The sequence below is a fragment of the Streptomyces sp. NPDC043746 genome (genome assembly GCF_056436485.1).
Map to the genome: position 1 here is coordinate 127,192 of NZ_JBWKCM010000008.1, position 15,845 is coordinate 143,036.

Sequence of the window (15,845 nt, forward strand, 5' to 3'; positions counted from 1 at the left end):
AACAGCAAGACTGCAACTGGGAATGACAGTAGCACGCCGCAATGATCCGGATACCGAGAATAATTCCGCCGCGTGGGTCTCAGCAGAAAACCTCTCCAACCGGCGGGCCGAAACCTCATACGGCGGTCACAGGTATCACGCGGCCCCGAGCACAGCGTTTCGCGACCGTGAAATCAGAAAAGGTTCCGCGGATTACGCCTCCGCAATTCTCCGACGACGCCGGTGAGCGGAAGACCGAAAAAGGGCGGTCCGGACGGCGCCCCGGGGTGGAGGTGGCCGTACATGACGCACGGCACGGACGGCAACGACAGCACGGCAGTGGGCGCAGCTGGAGCTGGAGGCGCTGAGTCTGTACACGTACGAATGCCGGTTGATTCCGGGACTGTTGCAGACGCCCGCGTACGCGCGGACGCTGTTCGCCGACCGGTTGCCGCCGCTGGACGACGAGCAGATCGAGGCGCAACTCGCGGCCCGGATGGAGCGTCAGGAGCTTCTCCGGAACCGGCCGAACACCGCGTTCACCTTCATCCTCGAAGAGCACCTGTTCCTGCGGCAGTTGGGTGGCAAGGAGCTCACAACGGAGCTGATCGACCACATCCTCGATTCCTCCGGCGACTGCGTCGAGGTAGCCGCCTGCCCCTCCACCGTCCACGTCCGGGACTCCAAGATCGAGGACAGCCCGCAGCTCGCCCTCGCCCCGGCCTCCTGGACCCGCTTCCTCTCGTACGCGGTCCAGGGCTGAGCGGGCCGGGCCGTCCCGGCCCGGTACCGTAGGTGGAGGTACAGGTACGACTCGTGAGCCTCCTGGCGGGCTGCGTGAACCCCAGGAGGAACCGGCATGACGACCAACCGTGGACGCAAGGACGTCATCCGCGACCGGATGGCGGCCACCGGCGAGTCGTACAACGTCGCCGCCCGCAACCTCAAGGCCATGAAGGACACCGCCGCCACCCGCGACGCCGTCCTCGTGCAGCGCTGGAAGCCCGCCGACAGCCTCGACGTGCCCTGCCCCTGCGGCGGGACCTGCGAGCCCGGCGAGACCTGCGACCACTGCCACGCCCGCCACCGGCACGTGAAGCGCTATCCGGGCTCCACCACCGAGGTCGAGACCTGGGCCGACCGCTACGAGTGCACCGGCTGCTCCTCCTCGTACACCCTCACCGTCCACCTGGCCGGACGGCCCTGGGGCGTCGCGGAGACGGTCGTGCGGGGCGGGTCGGGCCAGGAGGTCGTCCAGGCGACCGTCTTCCCCGGGGTCATCCACCCGCTGCTGCGGTCGGAGACCGGCGGGGACGGCTGACACCTGCGGCACGGGCCGGGACCTGAGGCGCGGGTGCCGGGACCTGAGGCGCGGGCCGGGACCGTCCTCGCAGCATGGCGGGGGGCGGCGAGGGCGATCTCACCACGGGCAAGATCACGGTCGCGGCGGGTGTGCTGGTCGGGTTCTCGATCGCGGCGGGCCGAGCCGGATCGGGCACGGCGCTCGGCCCCGCGCTCCCGGCCGATCAGGCGACCGCCCCTCCCGCGTCTCGGATCAGCTGCTGGAGCACCTTCACCGTCGTGACGTAGTCCGCGTCGTCGACGCCCTCGTGGAGGACGGCGCGGATCGCTGGGGTGTTGCGGGCCAGATCGACGCGGGCCTGTTCCCCTTCCGGGGTCAGCCACAGCCGGTCCTCGGCGTCCTGGGGCAGCCGGCCGCGTTCGAGAAGCGCCTCCGCTTCCGCGGCCAGGTTGTCCTGGGGACGGACGTGGGCGCGGAGCCCGCAGCCGTGTACGTCACGGCTGCGGGCTCCGGCCTCAGGTACCAGACGTCAGGTGCCTGGCGCCCGGTCTCCGTTCTCGTCCGGCGTCAGCGTCAGCGAGATCGAGTTGATGCAGTAGCGCTGGTCCGTGGGGGTCGGGTAGCCCTCGCCCTCGAAGACATGGCCCAGGTGCGAGCCGCAGCGGGCGCAGCGCACCTCCGTGCGGACCATGCCGTGGCTGCGGTCCTCGATCAGCTCGACCGCGTCGGTGTCCTTCGGGTCGTAGAAGGACGGCCAGCCGCAATGGGACTCGAACTTGGTGTCGGAGCGGAACAGCTCCGCCCCGCAGGCCCGGCAGGAGTAGACGCCCGCCGTCCTGGTGTCGGTGTACTCACCCCGGAAGGCGGGCTCGGTGCCGGCCTGGCGCAGCACCGCGTACTCGGCGGGGGTCAGCTCTTCCCGCCACTGCTCGTCGGGCTTCTCGACGTCGTACGGCACGGCTCGCTCCTCAGGCTCGGCTCGGTCGTCGCCTTCGGTGGCCGGCCGGCTACCGGGCGCTCGACAGATGGTCCAGGATGCGCGGGCCGAGGTCGGTGACATCGCCCGCTCCCATGGTGAGAACGAGATCGCCGGGCTTGGCCATTCCCGCGACGGCGGCCGGGACCGCGTCCTGGTCGTGGACGGCGGTGACCTCGGCGCCCGCCGCCTTCGCGGCGTCGATGATCAGGGCGCTGGTGATGCCCGGGATCGGGTCCTCGCGGGCCGGGTAGATGTCCAGGACCACGGAGGCGTCGGCCAGGGCGAGGGCCTGGCCCATCTCGGTGCCCAGCTCCTGGGTGCGGGAGAACAGGTGCGGCTGGAAGACGACCAGGATGCGGGAGTCGGCGGCAGCGCCGCGCATGGCCTCCAGGTCGGCGGTCATCTCGGTGGGGTGGTGCGCGTACGAGTCGATGACCTGCACGCCCGCCGCCTCGCCCTTGAGCTGGAGGCGGCGCTTGACCCCGGTGTACGAGCCGAGGGCCGAGGCCAGGTTGTGCGCGGGGATGCCGAGGGCGACCCCGGCGGCGAGGGCGGCGACGGCGTTGTGGGCGTAGTGGGCGCCGGGGACGGAGACGGTGAAGGTGAGGAACCTGCCGTTGAGCAGGACGGTGACCTCGCTGGACAGGCCGCGCGGGGTGACCTTGTGGACGCGTACGTCGGCGTCCTCGGCGGAGCCGTAGGTGACGACCTTGAGGTCGGAGAGGTCGCGGACCCGGCGGGTCAGTTCGACCGCACCCGGCTGGTCGGCGGAGATGACCAGGGTGCCGCCGGGGACGACCTTGCCGACGAAGGTCTCGAAGGAGTCGTAGATCTCGTCCATCGAGGCGTAGTTCGCGTGGTGGTCCAGCTCGACGTTGAGGACGATCGCGACCTCGGGGTCGTACTTCTGGAAGCTGCGGTCGCTCTCGTCGGCCTCCGCGACGAAGATGTCCCCCTCGCCGTGCGTGGCGTTGGTGCCCGGGCCCTCCAGGTCCCCGCCGATGGCGTACGAGGGGGCCAGGCTCAGCGAGGAGAGGGCGACGGCCAGCATGGAGGTGGTGGTGGTCTTGCCGTGGGTGCCGGCGACCGCGATGGCCCGGAGGCCGTTCATCAGGGAGGCGAGCGCGTCGGAGCGGTGGACCACCGGGATGGACAGCTCGGCGGCGCGGACCAGCTCCGGGTTGTCGGCGCGGATGGCGCTGGAGACGACCACGCAGGAGGCGTCGTCGGCCAGGTGCCGGGCCGCGTGCCCGATGTGCACGGTCACCCCCAGCGCCCGCAGCGACTCGGCGGTGGCGGACTCCTTGGCATCGCTGCCCGCCACCTTCGCGCCCCGCTGGGCGAGGATCTTCGCGATGCCCGACATCCCGGCGCCGCCGATGCCGATGAAGTGCGGTCGTTCCATGGCGGCGGGAATGCCGGGTGCCATCTGTGCCTCCGTCTAGCTGGTGAGAGAGTCCCGCGCGGTGCCGGGTTGCCCTCCGGCCGGCCGCGCGGCCTTCAGCCTATTCGCTGTGCGCGAAGAGCTTGAGCACCGGGACGCCGACCTTGTGCCGGGCGCGGGAGGCCCAGTCCCGGTGGAAGAACTCCTCCACGTAGTGCGGGGCCGTCAGGACGATGACCTCGTCCGCGCCCGCTTCGTCGACGACGGTCTTCAGCTTGTCCAGGGGGTGGTCCTCGACCACCTGTCCGACCGCTTCCGCGCCCGCCTCGCGCAAGGCGCGTAGGGAGTACTCCAGACCGATCTCGGCGGGCTCGCGGGCCTCCTTGCCCTCCGGCTCCTCACCCTCGCGGACGGCCTCCCTCAGCTCCCCCATCGCCACGTCGTCGATCGCGCGCAGCAGGACATCGGCCTGGTCGCCGCGCGGCTGCAACAGAACGACGAACGAGATCCGCTCCTCGCCGTGGAGGGTGGTGACGAAGTCGACGTCCTCCGGCGTGAGCGGCTTCTCGATCATCAAAACGCTTGTGAACACGACAGGCGCCCTTCCGCTTCTGCGTCTCGTCGACCGTCGGCTCGACCGTCGACGGTCGTTTGCTGAAACCATCCTTCCCCGTGCTTCCACGGGGACTGCAGAGGTAAGTGTGCCCAGCCGAAGCTAACCGGAACGGTAAATTCCGCTAAGTGTCCCCGCACTGGTGACCCCGCACCCCCCAACCGACCGACCTGCCCCTTTACCGTCGGTAGCGACCGAAGAGGAAGCCGTCCTCCTCCAGCAGCGAGGCCAAGGCGAAACGTTCCGGCACGGCGACCCCGGGTCCACCGGCGATCCGCTGCGCGTCCCCGGCCGTGAGCATTGGGGAGAGCGTCAGGCACAGCTCGTCCAGCGCCCCCGCCGCCACGAACTGGCCGAGCAGCCGGGGCCCGCCCTCCGTCAGCTGCCGCCGCAGCCCCCGGTCCGCCAGCGCGCGCACCACGCGGGCCGGGTCCACCCGGGCGCCCTCGCCCGCGATCACCACCTCGGCGCCCGCCTTCCGGGCCGCCGCGAGACGGTCGGCGGGCGCCCCCGCACCGGTCACCACGAGGGTCGGGACCAGGGGCTCGGAGAACAGCGGCAGCGAGAAGTCCAGGTCCAGCGAGCCGGACACCACCGCGATCGCGGGCGCGGGCCCCTGCCCGGCCGCCGCCCGCCGCGCCGCGAAGGCATCCCGGGCACGGGCCGGACGGTACCCCTCCTGACGTACGGTCTCGGCGCCCGCGATCACCACGTCGGCCAGGGCCCGCAGGGTGCCGAAGATCCGCATGTCGGCGGCGCAGGAGATGGGCTGCGAGCGGCCCTCGTGCTGGGCGGCCCCGTCGAGCGTGGAGACCATGTTGGCGCGCAGCCAGGCGCTCCCGGAGCCTTCGGCGGGCAGATCGGCGGGGTACGCGTACGCCTCGGCCAGCTCGTCGAGGCTCCACTCGCGGTCCGCGTGGCGGTCGCGGGCCTCGTGGCCCGTGCGGCCTGCGTGACCTGCGCGGTCCGTGCGGCCTCCGGGGCCGGGTCCGCGGTCCGCGCGGTCGGGGGCGGCGGCCGGGTCCTCGTCGCCGGGGGTGCTCGTTGTCAGGTCCGTCACAGGGAACAGGCTTCGCATGGGTTGCAGTCTGGCACGGGCCTTAGGGTGGAGAGTTGTGTCGTCCTCCACCGCGTTTCCGGGGCAGAGCCCCCTTGCCGAAACGGCCCCGCTGTCCCTGTGCGCCCGCGAGCCGCACGTCCCCGCCGACCGTCTGGTGGCGGAGATGGTGCCGCCGCCGCGCTTCGATTCGGTGCGCTTCGACACCTACGTGCCCGACCCGAACCAGCCCAGCCAGAGCGAGGCCGTGACCGTGCTGTCCGGCTTCGCCGCCGGGCTCGGCGGGTCGCACGCGACGGGTGCCGGGCGCCGGAAGTGGTTCGGGGGCAGGAAGCCCGCCGCGCCGACCGGACCGCGCGGGGTGTATCTGGACGGCGGCTACGGCGTCGGCAAGACCCACCTGCTCGCCTCCCTCTGGCACGCCACGCCCGCCGAGCCCTCGCTGAAGGCGTTCGGAACGTTCGTGGAGCTGACGAACCTGGTCGGCGCCCTGGGCTTCCAGCAGACCGTGCGGACCCTGAGCGGGCACCGGCTGCTCTGCATCGACGAGTTCGAGCTGGACGACCCGGGCGACACCGTGCTGGTCTCCTCGCTGCTCAGTCGGCTGGTGGAGAACGGGGTGGCGCTGGCCGCGACCTCGAACACGCTGCCGGGCAAGCTGGGCGAGGGCCGGTTCGCCGCCGCCGACTTCCTGCGCGAGATCCAGGGCCTGTCCGCGCACTTCCGCCCGCTGCGCATCGACGGCGAGGACTACCGGCACCGGGGGCTGCCCGAGGCCCCGGCCCCGTACACGGACGAGCAGGTCACCCGCGCCGCGTACGCCACGCCGGGCGCCTCGCTGGACGACTTCCCGGGGCTGCTGGCGCATCTGGCCAAGGTGCACCCGAGCCGGTACGGGGCGCTGACCGACGACATCGGGGCCGTCTGCCTGACCGGCGTGAGCGCCGTGCCCGACCAGTCGACGGCGCTGCGGCTGGTGGTGCTGGCCGACCGGCTGTACGACCGGGAGGTGCCGGTGCTGGCGTCCGGGCTGCCGTTCGACCGGCTGTTCAGCGACGAGATGCTGAACGGCGGGTACCGGAAGAAATACTTCCGGGCAATCTCGCGGCTGACGGCACTGGCGCGTGACGCGAAGGGCCTGGTGACCCAGTAGGTTCGGGGGGTGACACCGGGTGCCCCTCCGTGGCGCACCCGTGACACCCGTTCCCGTACAACACGCATACAGCTCCGTTCCGTTCGAAGGGATCCAGCATGGCTACCACGCGTCAGGCGCACACGGTCTGGGAAGGCAACCTGATGGAGGGCAAGGGGGTCGTCACCCTCGACTCCTCCGGCATCGGCGAGTACCCGGTCTCCTGGCCCTCCCGCGCCGAGGAGGCGAACGGGAAGACCAGCCCTGAGGAGCTGATCGCGGCCGCGCACTCCAGCTGCTTCTCGATGGCGCTCTCGCACGGTCTGGCCGGGGCCGGCACCCCGCCCACCAAGCTCACCGCCTCGGCGGACGTCACCTTCCAGCCCGGCGAGGGCATCACCGGCATCCACCTCACCGTCGAGGGCGAGGTTCCCGGGATCGACGAGGCCGCCTTCGTGGAGGCGGCCGAGAACGCCAAGGCGAACTGCCCGGTCAGCCAGGCGCTGACGGGCACGAAGATCACGCTGGCGGCCAAGCTGGCCTGACGGGTCCTGGCGGCCACGTCTGAGGCCAGACCCTCGGCCCTGGCGGCCAGGCCTGAGGCCCATCGGTCCTGTCAGGCCGAGCCTGAGGCGCGGCCTGACAGGCCACGGACGGCCCTTCCGCTTCCGGGCCGCCCCGGCAACAACACGAGGCGCGGGGGCGCGCATGGTTCCCCCGCGCCTTGGTGCGTGCTACACACATGCGGGTCATGTCTACCTGTCCGCCAACAGGGAGCTGCCCATGTCATCCGTTTCCCGGAACACCGGGACCGCCGCGACCGCCGCGGCCACCGCCCGGCACACCACGACACGACGACAGGTCCTGGCAGGCGGCGGCGCGGCGGCCGCGATCGCCTTCACCGGGGCGTTCTCCGAACTCTTCGCCGGTACGGCCGCCGCCCGCGGCCACCGTGGCTACGGCCCCCTCGTCCCCGACCCGGACGGCCTGCTCGACCTGCCGAAAGGTTTCCGCTATCGGGTGCTCTCCCGCGAGGGCGACCCGCTGCGCTCCGGCGAGGGCCGGGTGCCCGGCAACCACGACGGGATGGCCGCCTTCGCGGGGCGCCACGGCCGCGTCCACCTGGTCCGCAACCACGAGAACCGGCACACGGCGAAGCTCGGCGTCCCGACCGTCCAGGGGCTGACGTACGACCCGGCGGCCAAGGGCGGCTGTACGGCCCTGGAGCTGGACGGCCGGAACAACGTACTGGACGAGCGGGTCGCCATCGCCGGTACGGCGGTGAACTGCGCGGGCGGGCCCACCCCCTGGCGCACCTGGCTCACGTGCGAGGAGACCGAGGACCGGGCCGGGACCAACGGCTACACCAAGGACCACGGCTTCGTCTTCGAGGTGGACGGCGCCGACCCGCGCCGCACCGGGGCCGTCCCGCTGACGGCGATGGGCCGCTTCCAGCACGAGGCGATCGCGGTCGACCCGGGGAACGGGATCGTGTACGAGACGGAGGACGCGTTCGACCGGCCGTTCGGCCTCTTCTACCGCTTCCTCCCCGCCAGGCCGCTCGGCGGCACCGGCTCGCTGCGGGCAGGCGGGGAGCTGGAGGCGATGCGGGTGCCGGGGGTGCCGGACCTGTCGGCGATCCAGGAGACGGGGGCGAGCTTCGACCGGGTGGAGTGGGTGCCCGTTCCGGATCCGCTGGCGGCCGGAACCCCCGTCCGGCTCCAGGACTTCGGCCCGAAGGGCATCACGCACGCACAGAAGCTGGAGGGCTGCTACTGGGGCGGCTCGTCCGTCTACTTCGTCTCCAGCTTCGCGCGCAGCGCCGAGGGCTCGGCGGCCGACCACTACGGCCAGGTCTGGCGGTACGAGCCGAAGAAGCGACGGCTCACGCTGGTCGTGGTCTTCGGCCCGGACACCGACGTCCAGCTCCCCGGCGAGTCCCCGGACAACATCTGCCTGGCCGCCGACGGCGGGCTGATGGTCTGCGAGGACGGGGGCGGCGCGCAGCACGTGCTGGGGGTGACGCGACGGGGGGAGGTGTACGCGATGGCACGCGGGCGGCAGAACATCGGGACGCCCGAGGAGCCGGAGTGGGGCGAGTTCGCGGGGGTCGGCTTCTCGCCGGACGGCTCGACGATGTACGTGAACTGCTACACGCCGGGGACGACGTTCGCGGTGAGGGGGCCGTGGCGCTGAGACCACGACACCAGAGCCCCACATAAAGAGGTATAGGCCTACTATCGGATATTTTCCGTGAGTGACCACTACTGCACGGAAGACGACGGCTGCCCGGAACACGGCGGCTGCCCGGAAGACGGCGACGCTGACGGTGGCGGCGGTGCTGGGCGGAGCCCTCCTGGCCGGATGTGGGAGCGCCGCCCCGCCGCCGCCCGCGCCCGTACCCACACCGTCCGCCGCCGCTGCCTCCCCCGCTCCTTCGAAGGCGCCGCCCACGATGGCTCCGGGACCGGCGGGACGCACCCCGGTCTTCGAGCGGCGCCCGGCCGCGGGGGGCCCGGTGGGCGCCTCCCCGGAGAAGGTCGTGGCGCTCTCCTTCGACGCGGACATGACCGCCGATCAGGGCCCGCGCGCGCAGGCGGGCGAGCGCTTCGACAATCCGGAGCTGATCGCGCTCCTGCGCCGGCTGAAGGTGCCCTCCACGGTCTTCATGACCGGGCGGTGGGCCAAGGAGTACCCGGCACAGGCGAAGGACATCGGTGCGGACGAGCTGTTCGAGGTCGCCAACCACTCGTACAGCCACTACGCCTTCACCGCCGACTGCTACGGCCTGCCTGTGGTCGCCGAGGAGGCCATGGCGCGCGATGTGGAACGGGCCTTCGCCGCCTTCCGCGAGGCCGGAGTACGCAACGTGGTGCCGTACTTCCGGTTCCCCGGTGGCTGCTACGACGACGCGGCCCTGCGCGCCCTGGCCCCGGTGAACGTGACGGCGGTGCAGTGGGACGTGGTGAGCGGCGACGCGTTCGCGACGGACGCGGGGGCGGTGGCCCGCCAGGTGCTGGACGGGGTGCGGCCCGGGTCGCTGGTGGTGCTGCACTGCACGCGCAGCGCGGCTCCGGTCACCGGGGAGGCGGTGGGCATGATCGTCCCGGAGCTACGGAAGCGGGGCTACCGGTTCGTGAAGGTGTCGGAGCTGATGGAGGGCTGACAGGGGCCGGTCGAGGTTCCGCCGAGCCCTCAGGACAGTCGGCTCGGACCGGGGCTGGGGCTGGGGCTGGGGCTGGGGCTGCGCGGAGGCGGCACGGCCCGCAGGAGTTCCCAGAGGGGCCGGCCGCCTCCGGCCCAGGCGGAGAGCGTGGCCCGGTCGACGAGATGCAGTCGCTGGGACCGTGCGAAGTCCAGGGCGGGCCTGGAGAACCGCCCGTTGGTGACCAGCACGACGACGTCGCCGTGGTGCACGGGCCGGCCGGTGCCGTTGAGGACATGCAGATCCGGAGTGCCGACCGCAGCCCCCGCCGAACCGGCCTTGCGGTGCTTGCACTGGATGACCCAGCGCCGCCCGTACGGGTCCGTGGCCTTGACGTCGGCCCCGTGGTCCCCGGCCCCGCCGACCTGGACGGCGTCGGTACAGCCGTCCCGGAACATCAGGTCCCGTACGGCATGCTCGAACGCGCGGTGGTTCAGCCGGTCCAGTTGCTCCACGGCGTACCGCAGTGCTCGGGCGTTCTCCTGTTCGCGGCGGAGCCGGTCGGCCCGGCGGCGGTACCAGAAGACACCGCCCGCCACCGCAAGGGCGAGGGCCAGAAGGACGACCCACCGGTTCGCGGCGACCCAGTCGATCAGCCTGCCGACCACCCAGAGCAGAAGGAGGACGACGACGGCGAGGACGGCCCACTGCGGCCTCTGCCGCGTGCCACGGCGGCGGGAGACGGAGCGTCGGGCCGGGGTGCGGCGCCGGGCGCTCATCGGCCGAAGCCCGCGAGGCGAACGGCTCCCGCTCGGCGCACCACTCCGCTGCTGGTCAGCATGGCCGACACCTCTCCCCCGGTCCCCCGATCACCGACGTCCGTTTCTAACGCGCGTGGAACGACGGCACGCCGGGCTTACCGGGAGTTGGCGACAATGCGGCGCTGGGCTGGCCGGATATCGTTGCCAAGGGCCTGCCGATCAAGGCCGTCCGGTCAGTTGGCCGTCCGGTCGGGGCGGGCCTCGCTGGGGCGGATGATGACGAAGCCCTCGCCCTGGAGCATCAGCTGGACGGCCTCGCCCGAGCCGCCGCGGACCATCGAGCCGACGCTCTGGGACCGGTGCAGGGTGGTGGTGAGGTGCTGGCTCCAGCCGACGACCGCGTCCGTGTCGACGTACACCGGCTGGGCGGCCGTCACCGGGATCACGATGGGAGTGCCCTCACACATCAGGCCGATCTTGCCGTAGCCGGAGAAGACGCTGTTGAAGAGGCCGCCGCCGACCATCCCCGCGCCCTTCACCGTCCTGATCTCGTACGAGAGGGTGGCGTCGAAGCACAGGACGTTGCGGCCGTTGATGGTCAGCTGGTCCCCCTGGTCCATCTCCACGATGAAGCAGTTGGCGGCCTCGTGCGCGAACCACGCCTCGCCCTGGCCTCGTACGGCCATGAGCGGAAGTCCCTCGCCCGTGACCGCGCGCTTGAGCAGACCGCCGAGCCCCTGGCCCTTGCGCTCGAACTGGAGATTGCCGCGGAAGGCGATCATCGAACCCTGGCGGGCGTGCATCTCCCCGTTGACGGCGTACTTGATCGACTTGGAGTTCTGCAGGGTCATGCCGGGGGCGGTGGCCGGCTGGGCCAGGTGTTCGCTGGAAAACAGATCGCTCTTCATGCCCAGCATCCTCACCCGGACCGGCCCGACAGGCCAAGGAGGTGACACGGATGGCCTGGCAGACTGGGACGGTGAGCAGCGACGACACCGCCCAGAGCCCCTTGGGCCACACCTCTCCGAGCACCCCCCTGGCCCCCTCCCCGGCCCCGTCCGCCGACGGTCCGGCCGACCGGGACGCGGCTCCGCAGTACGTGCTCCCGCTCGTGCTGCACCTGGAGAAGACGGACCCGCCCGCCCGGACGGACGCCCTGCGCACCGCCGCCCGCGCGGTGCTCACGATCCTGGCCGACGAGCGGTCCACCGGCGGGGGCGAGTGGGCGCGGGCGATGCGGGACTGGGAGGACGCCCGGATCCGCAAGGTGGTGCGCCGGGCGCGCGGCGCGGAGTGGCGCAAGGCGGCCGCGCTGCCCGGGATCACGGTCACGGGCGACAGCGCGGAGGTGCGGGTGTACCCGCCGATCCCGCTCGACGGCTGGCCCAAGGAACTGGCCAAGCTCCAGGTGTCGGGCACCGACCTGGACGACCCCGAGCCGCCCGCCGCCCCCGACCCGACCGGTCCGGTGCTCTGGCTCAACCCGGAGCTGACGATGTCGGCGGGCAAGACGATGGCCCAGGTGGGCCATGCCGCCCAGCTCGCCTGGTGGGAGCTGTCCGACATCGACCGCAAGGCCTGGCGCGAGGCGGACTTCCCGCTCTCCGTGGCCACCGCGCCCCCGGACCGCTGGCGCGAACTGACCACGAGCGGCCTGCCGGTCGTCCGCGACGCGGGGTTCACCGAGATCGCGCCGGGGCCGACGGTCGTGGCTCAGGGCGGGGAGCGTTTCTGCCCCCTGCCGGGCGTACGGACCGCCCGCCGGTGAGCGCACGGCCGACGAGCCGCTTGCCGGCCGTCCGCGCCGACCGGGCCGACCGGGCCACCCGGGCCGTCCGGGCCGTCCGGGCCGTCCGGGCCGGAAATCCGTCCGGTCGCGGCTGAGCGTTCCCGTACCCGACTACGTATCTCCCGATACCGCCCCAGCGGCGCTACCACCAAGTAGCTTGCACGGCACACCGGTTGGCGGCCGGTCGCGATCGGCCGGCGGCCGACCCGCGTGACCGGCGCTGTCACGTTCTCGTCCCGGGAGACACCTTGTTTCGACGCATCAACGGAACGGCCCTCATCGTCGCGGCACTGGTCGCCACGCTCGGCGCGCTCGCCTTCCCCGTCTGGTCCTACGCGGACCGTTCGGGGACCGGCGAGGCGAACCTCAACGCCTCCAGCGTCGCCACCCAGTGGGGCCCGCTCTCCGCGACCGACCGGGACTTCCTGGTCAAGGTGCGGCTCGCCGGGCTGTGGGAACTGCCCGCCGGGCAGCAGGCGATCGAGCGGGCGCCCAGCGAGGCGACGAAGGCCGCGGGGGACCATCTGGTCGTCGGCCACGCGGACCTGGACCGGCGGGCCCGGGACGTGGCCGCCAAGCTCGGGGTGGAGCTGCCCAACCAGCCGACCGAGCAGCAGCAGGCGTGGCTGCGGGAGCTGACGGCGGCGAGCGGGGACGAGTACGAGCGGAAGTTCGCCAACATCCTGCGCGCCGCCCACGGCAAGGTCTTCGGGCTGATCGGCCAGGTCCGGCACACCACCCGCAACACCCTGATCCGGCAGCTCGCCAGCGACGCCAACCAGACCGTGCTGGACCACATCACCATGCTGGAGGCCACCGGCTTCGTCGACTTCGACGCCCTGGCCCGCGAGGCCGCCGGCGGGTCCACCGCCAGCCCCTCGGGCCCGCCCGCGCCGCGTGAGGGGGAGGTTCCGCTGGCGCCGGTGCCGGTGACCCCCTCCGGCGACCAGTCGTTCACCTCGCGGCCCGTGCCGCCGACGATGCCGCCGATGCCGTGACCCGGGCCGCGGGGCGCCGATGCCGTGACGTGATCAGCGGGCCGGAACCTCAAATCCTCCTCTGAACGTCCCCCTCTTCGGGTTCGCCGCCGTTCCACGGGGCCATGACCCCTGGACAGAGCGGAGGAGGGGGAGACGGATGAGGCTGGGCATCGGGATCGGCTGGCGGCCGGAGATCGCCGCCGAGGTGGAGGCTCTCACGGGGATCGACTGGGTCGAGGTGGTGGCGGAGAACCTCTGCGCCGACCACCTCCCCGACTCCCTGGTGCGCCTGCGGGAGCGGGGCGTCACCGTCGTACCGCACGGCGTCTCGCTCGGCCTGGGCGGTGCCGACCGCCCGGACCCCGAGCGGCTCGCGGGGCTGGCGGCCCGCGCCGAGCTGCTCGGTACGCCTCTGGTGACCGAGCACATCGCGTTCGTAAGGGCCGGGGGGCCGCTGACCGCCTCACCGCGCCTTGAGGCGGGGCACCTGCTGCCGGTGCCGCGCACCTGGGACGCGCTGGACGTGCTCTGCGAGAACGTGGCGATCGCCCAGGACGCGCTGCCCGTGCCGCTGGCCCTGGAGAACATCGCGGCGCTGTTCTCCTGGCCCGACGAGGAGCTGACCGAGGGGCAGTTCCTGGCGGAGCTGGTCGAGCGGACCGGGGTGCGGCTGCTGATCGACGTGGCCAACCTGCACACCAACCACGTCAACCGGGGCGAGGACCCGGCGAAGGCCCTGGACGAACTGCCCCTGGAGGCCATCGCGTACGTCCACGTGGCGGGCGGGATCGAGAGGGGCGGCATCTGGCATGACACGCACGCCCACCCGGTGACCGCGCCGGTCCTGGACGTCCTGGCCGAGTTGCGCTCCCGCGTCGACCCGCCGGGCGTCCTGCTGGAGCGCGACGACGCCTTCCCTCCGGGTGCGGAGCTGGCGGCCGAGCTGGAGACGGTCCGGGGCACGTTGCGGGCGGCGGCCCCGGTCGCCCGGGCAGGGGCGGACGCGGGGCCCTGGGCAGGAACGGTAGCCCAGGGGGCCTCGTCGACCCGTTCAGACACTTCCAGCCCTTCCGGCCCTTCCGGCCCTTCCGGCCCTTCCGGCCCTTCCGGCCCTTCCGGCCCTTCCGGCGATGGGCGTACAGGCGGGCCGCGCGACGCCTCACCCCTCGGCGCCGCCCGCCCCGGAGCCCGCGACCGTACCGCCGTCGCTCAGACCGCACTGCTCTCCGCGCTCGTCGCCGGGACCCCGGCCCCCGAGGGGTTCGACCACCGGCGGCTGCGGGTGCAGAGCCGGGCGCTGGCCGCCAAGCGGGCCGATGTCGTCGCCAAGGTGGCCCCCGAGCTGCCGGAGATCCTCGGTGACGGCTACCGCGCCGCGTTCCTCTCTTACGCCAAGTGCCACCCTATGAACGGCGGTTACCGGCGCGACGCCCTGGAGTTCGTCGAGCGGGTCCTCGTCTCCGGCGGTCTTTCCGACCCCGTCGCACAGCGTCGGCTGACGCACTGGTGGGAGGACCGTTCGGGGCCCCGGCCGCCGGGCCGGGCCACCCGTCTCGTCCGGGCGGCCCGTGCCGTCCTCGCAGGGAAGTGACCACCGCCATGAACGCCCTCGCCCTGCTGGTGACGCTCGCGGTCGCCCTCTCCACGGCGCTCCTCGTCGCGAAAGCCGCCGCCTCCCGCTCCGGCCGCCGCACCCCCGTCGGCTCCTCCTACCCCGTCCACGACCTCTACGAGGCGGCCTTCCTCAACGGCGGTCCGGCCAGGGTCGTGGACACCGCGTTCACCGCGCTGTACGGGGACGGACGCGTGCTCATCGGCGGGCCCGGGATCATCTCCGTACAGCGTGAACAGGCGCACGACCCGGTGGAACGCGCCGTGTTCCAGGTGCTGGCGACCGCTCCCAGCGGCGCCCTGAACGCGGTACGGGAAGCGGTCATGCGCCACCCGGCGGTGCAGGAGATCGGGGACGGGCTGGCGGAGCGCGGGCTGCTGGTGCCGCCCGCCGCGAGCCGTCCCGTGCGGCGGTGGGGGCTGATCCAGGGGGTGAGCTGCGTCGTCGGCTTCCCGCTCGCCGTCGCCGCCACGGTCCTCCAGTACGTGACCCACGACTCCCCGTTCGACATGCCGTTCCCGTTCGTCCTGAAGGTGCTGCCCGCGATCCTGCTCGGCGGGATCAGCGGGCTCGTCGTGGCGGCGGCGGCAGCGGGCCGGCTCACCCGCGCGGGCCGCCGCGCCGCCCACGAGTTCCGGACCGCCCACGCCTATCAGGTCACCCCGCCGTATCTCGTCGCCACCCAGGGGCTGCGCGCCCTGCCGGACCCCGTGCTCCAGGCCCAGCTGATCGCGGCGGCCGGGCTCCACGCACCCGCCGGGCGCTCGCGTCACCGGTACCGGACGGCGGGGGTCGTGGGAGGCACGGCAGCGGCGGCGGGCTTCGCGGCCACCACGGTGTGGTGCGCCGACGCGGGCCCCGGGCACGCGAGTTGCGGCGGGGCGAGCGGCGGCGGAACGGGCTCCGGGTGCGGCGCAGGGTCCGGGTGCGGCGGCTCGGGGTCGAGCTGCGGCGGCGGGTCCAGCTGCGGCGGGGGCTCCAGCTGCGGAGGCGGCGGAGGCGGCTGCGGCGGTTCCTGAGCGGCCCCTTTCAGGCACGCCGGCTTTCGAGCGGTCGCCCTCAAGCGGCGCGAACGGGTGGATCCACGCAACACGCCCGCCCGGTGCTGGAC

At 72.8% G+C, this 15,845-nt stretch carries 17 protein-coding genes and 1 pseudogene; 12 read left to right on the forward strand and 6 right to left on the reverse strand.

Annotation, left to right across the window (positions count from 1 at the left end):
• Window positions 1–301: 301 nt before the first annotated feature.
• From AC0682_RS11675 to AC0682_RS11690, 4 genes and pseudogenes are all read left to right on the forward strand, one after another.
• Window positions 302–610 (forward strand): annotated as a pseudogene (locus AC0682_RS11675) (Scr1 family TA system antitoxin-like transcriptional regulator); the annotation flags it as partial.
• The gene (locus tag AC0682_RS11680; protein ID WP_478532583.1) at window positions 596–742 is read left to right on the forward strand and encodes a DUF397 domain-containing protein; all 147 of its coding nucleotides are present in this window, start codon (window positions 596–598) and stop codon (window positions 740–742) included. The pseudogene AC0682_RS11675 and the gene AC0682_RS11680, both read left to right, overlap by 15 nt.
• Before the next feature lie 96 nt (window positions 743–838).
• Entirely contained in the window at window positions 839–1,300 is a 462-nt protein-coding gene (locus AC0682_RS11685; protein WP_478532468.1) for a hypothetical protein, read from the forward strand.
• Window positions 1,301–1,374: 74 nt separating this feature from the next.
• Complete coding sequence (locus tag AC0682_RS11690) at window positions 1,375–1,569, forward strand: hypothetical protein (protein WP_478532469.1); 195 nt, start codon at window positions 1,375–1,377, stop codon at window positions 1,567–1,569.
• 242 nt (window positions 1,570–1,811) lie between these two features.
• Here AC0682_RS11690 and msrB read toward each other — a convergent pair whose 3' ends face one another.
• The 4 genes from msrB to AC0682_RS11710 form a co-directional block, all read right to left on the reverse strand.
• Window positions 1,812–2,240 carry a peptide-methionine (R)-S-oxide reductase MsrB gene (msrB, locus tag AC0682_RS11695; protein ID WP_478532470.1) on the reverse strand — a complete coding sequence of 143 codons (429 nt, stop codon included), beginning with the start codon at window positions 2,238–2,240 and terminating at the stop codon, window positions 1,812–1,814.
• Window positions 2,241–2,289: 49 nt separating this feature from the next.
• The gene (gene murC / locus AC0682_RS11700; RefSeq protein ID WP_478532471.1) at window positions 2,290–3,690 is read right to left on the reverse strand and encodes a UDP-N-acetylmuramate--L-alanine ligase; all 1,401 of its coding nucleotides are present in this window, start codon (window positions 3,688–3,690) and stop codon (window positions 2,290–2,292) included.
• Window positions 3,691–3,766: 76 nt separating this feature from the next.
• Complete coding sequence (locus AC0682_RS11705) at window positions 3,767–4,219, reverse strand: indole-3-glycerol phosphate synthase (protein ID WP_478532473.1); 453 nt, start codon at window positions 4,217–4,219, stop codon at window positions 3,767–3,769.
• 217 nt (window positions 4,220–4,436) lie between these two features.
• A complete protein-coding gene (locus AC0682_RS11710) occupies window positions 4,437–5,336 on the reverse strand; it encodes a pyrimidine reductase family protein (protein WP_478532474.1) in 900 nt (299 codons plus the stop codon).
• A 37-nt stretch (window positions 5,337–5,373) separates the two neighbouring features.
• Between AC0682_RS11710 and zapE the strand changes: the two genes are divergently transcribed.
• From zapE to AC0682_RS11730, 4 genes are all read left to right on the forward strand, one after another.
• A complete protein-coding gene (gene zapE, locus AC0682_RS11715) occupies window positions 5,374–6,468 on the forward strand; it encodes a cell division protein ZapE (RefSeq protein ID WP_478532476.1) in 1,095 nt (364 codons plus the stop codon).
• 98 nt (window positions 6,469–6,566) lie between these two features.
• Complete coding sequence (locus AC0682_RS11720) at window positions 6,567–6,992, forward strand: OsmC family protein (RefSeq protein ID WP_478532478.1); 426 nt, start codon at window positions 6,567–6,569, stop codon at window positions 6,990–6,992.
• Window positions 6,993–7,230: 238 nt separating this feature from the next.
• Complete coding sequence (locus tag AC0682_RS11725; RefSeq protein WP_478532479.1) at window positions 7,231–8,643, forward strand: alkaline phosphatase PhoX; 1,413 nt, start codon at window positions 7,231–7,233, stop codon at window positions 8,641–8,643.
• Between the two features lie 259 nt (window positions 8,644–8,902).
• Window positions 8,903–9,613 carry a polysaccharide deacetylase family protein gene (locus AC0682_RS11730; RefSeq protein ID WP_478532584.1) on the forward strand — a complete coding sequence of 237 codons (711 nt, stop codon included), beginning with the start codon at window positions 8,903–8,905 and terminating at the stop codon, window positions 9,611–9,613.
• Window positions 9,614–9,642: 29 nt separating this feature from the next.
• On the opposite strand, the gene AC0682_RS11735 is transcribed toward AC0682_RS11730, so the two are convergent.
• Together AC0682_RS11735 and AC0682_RS11740 are read right to left on the reverse strand one after the other, a co-directional pair.
• Window positions 9,643–10,371 carry a restriction endonuclease gene (locus AC0682_RS11735; RefSeq protein WP_478532480.1) on the reverse strand — a complete coding sequence of 243 codons (729 nt, stop codon included), beginning with the start codon at window positions 10,369–10,371 and terminating at the stop codon, window positions 9,643–9,645.
• Between the two features lie 215 nt (window positions 10,372–10,586).
• Entirely contained in the window at window positions 10,587–11,261 is a 675-nt protein-coding gene (locus AC0682_RS11740; RefSeq protein ID WP_478532482.1) for an AIM24 family protein, read from the reverse strand.
• 50 nt (window positions 11,262–11,311) lie between these two features.
• On the opposite strand from AC0682_RS11740, the gene AC0682_RS11745 reads away from it, so the two are divergent.
• From AC0682_RS11745 to AC0682_RS11760, 4 genes are all read left to right on the forward strand, one after another.
• On the forward strand, window positions 11,312–12,121 hold the full coding sequence (locus AC0682_RS11745) for a peptidyl-tRNA hydrolase (protein WP_478532483.1): 810 nt from the start codon (window positions 11,312–11,314) through the stop codon (window positions 12,119–12,121).
• A 269-nt stretch (window positions 12,122–12,390) separates the two neighbouring features.
• Entirely contained in the window at window positions 12,391–13,140 is a 750-nt protein-coding gene (locus AC0682_RS11750; RefSeq protein WP_478532485.1) for a DUF4142 domain-containing protein, read from the forward strand.
• 139 nt (window positions 13,141–13,279) lie between these two features.
• The gene (locus AC0682_RS11755; protein WP_478532487.1) at window positions 13,280–14,713 is read left to right on the forward strand and encodes an MbnB/TglH/ChrH family RiPP precursor modification enzyme; all 1,434 of its coding nucleotides are present in this window, start codon (window positions 13,280–13,282) and stop codon (window positions 14,711–14,713) included.
• 8 nt (window positions 14,714–14,721) lie between these two features.
• Window positions 14,722–15,753 carry a TIGR04222 domain-containing membrane protein gene (locus tag AC0682_RS11760; protein WP_478532585.1) on the forward strand — a complete coding sequence of 344 codons (1,032 nt, stop codon included), beginning with the start codon at window positions 14,722–14,724 and terminating at the stop codon, window positions 15,751–15,753.
• The last annotated feature ends 92 nt before the right edge of the window (window positions 15,754–15,845 follow it).

Coding starts and splice junctions, on each gene's coding strand:
- AC0682_RS11685 (WP_478532468.1), top strand. CDS start 839: ATGACGACCAACCGTGGACGCAAGGACGTCATCCGCGACCGGATGGCG.
- AC0682_RS11690 (WP_478532469.1), top strand. CDS start 1,375: ATGGCGGGGGGCGGCGAGGGCGATCTCACCACGGGCAAGATCACGGTC.
- murC (WP_478532471.1), bottom strand. CDS start 3,690: ATGGCACCCGGCATTCCCGCCGCCATGGAACGACCGCACTTCATCGGC.
- AC0682_RS11705 (WP_478532473.1), bottom strand. CDS start 4,219: ATGATCGAGAAGCCGCTCACGCCGGAGGACGTCGACTTCGTCACCACC.
- AC0682_RS11710 (WP_478532474.1), bottom strand. CDS start 5,336: ATGCGAAGCCTGTTCCCTGTGACGGACCTGACAACGAGCACCCCCGGC.
- AC0682_RS11720 (WP_478532478.1), top strand. CDS start 6,567: ATGGCTACCACGCGTCAGGCGCACACGGTCTGGGAAGGCAACCTGATG.
- AC0682_RS11725 (WP_478532479.1), top strand. CDS start 7,231: ATGTCATCCGTTTCCCGGAACACCGGGACCGCCGCGACCGCCGCGGCC.
- AC0682_RS11730 (WP_478532584.1), top strand. CDS start 8,903: ATGGCTCCGGGACCGGCGGGACGCACCCCGGTCTTCGAGCGGCGCCCG.
- AC0682_RS11735 (WP_478532480.1), bottom strand. CDS start 10,371: ATGAGCGCCCGGCGCCGCACCCCGGCCCGACGCTCCGTCTCCCGCCGC.
- AC0682_RS11740 (WP_478532482.1), bottom strand. CDS start 11,261: ATGAAGAGCGATCTGTTTTCCAGCGAACACCTGGCCCAGCCGGCCACC.
- AC0682_RS11745 (WP_478532483.1), top strand. CDS start 11,312: ATGGCCTGGCAGACTGGGACGGTGAGCAGCGACGACACCGCCCAGAGC.
- AC0682_RS11755 (WP_478532487.1), top strand. CDS start 13,280: ATGAGGCTGGGCATCGGGATCGGCTGGCGGCCGGAGATCGCCGCCGAG.
- AC0682_RS11760 (WP_478532585.1), top strand. CDS start 14,722: ATGAACGCCCTCGCCCTGCTGGTGACGCTCGCGGTCGCCCTCTCCACG.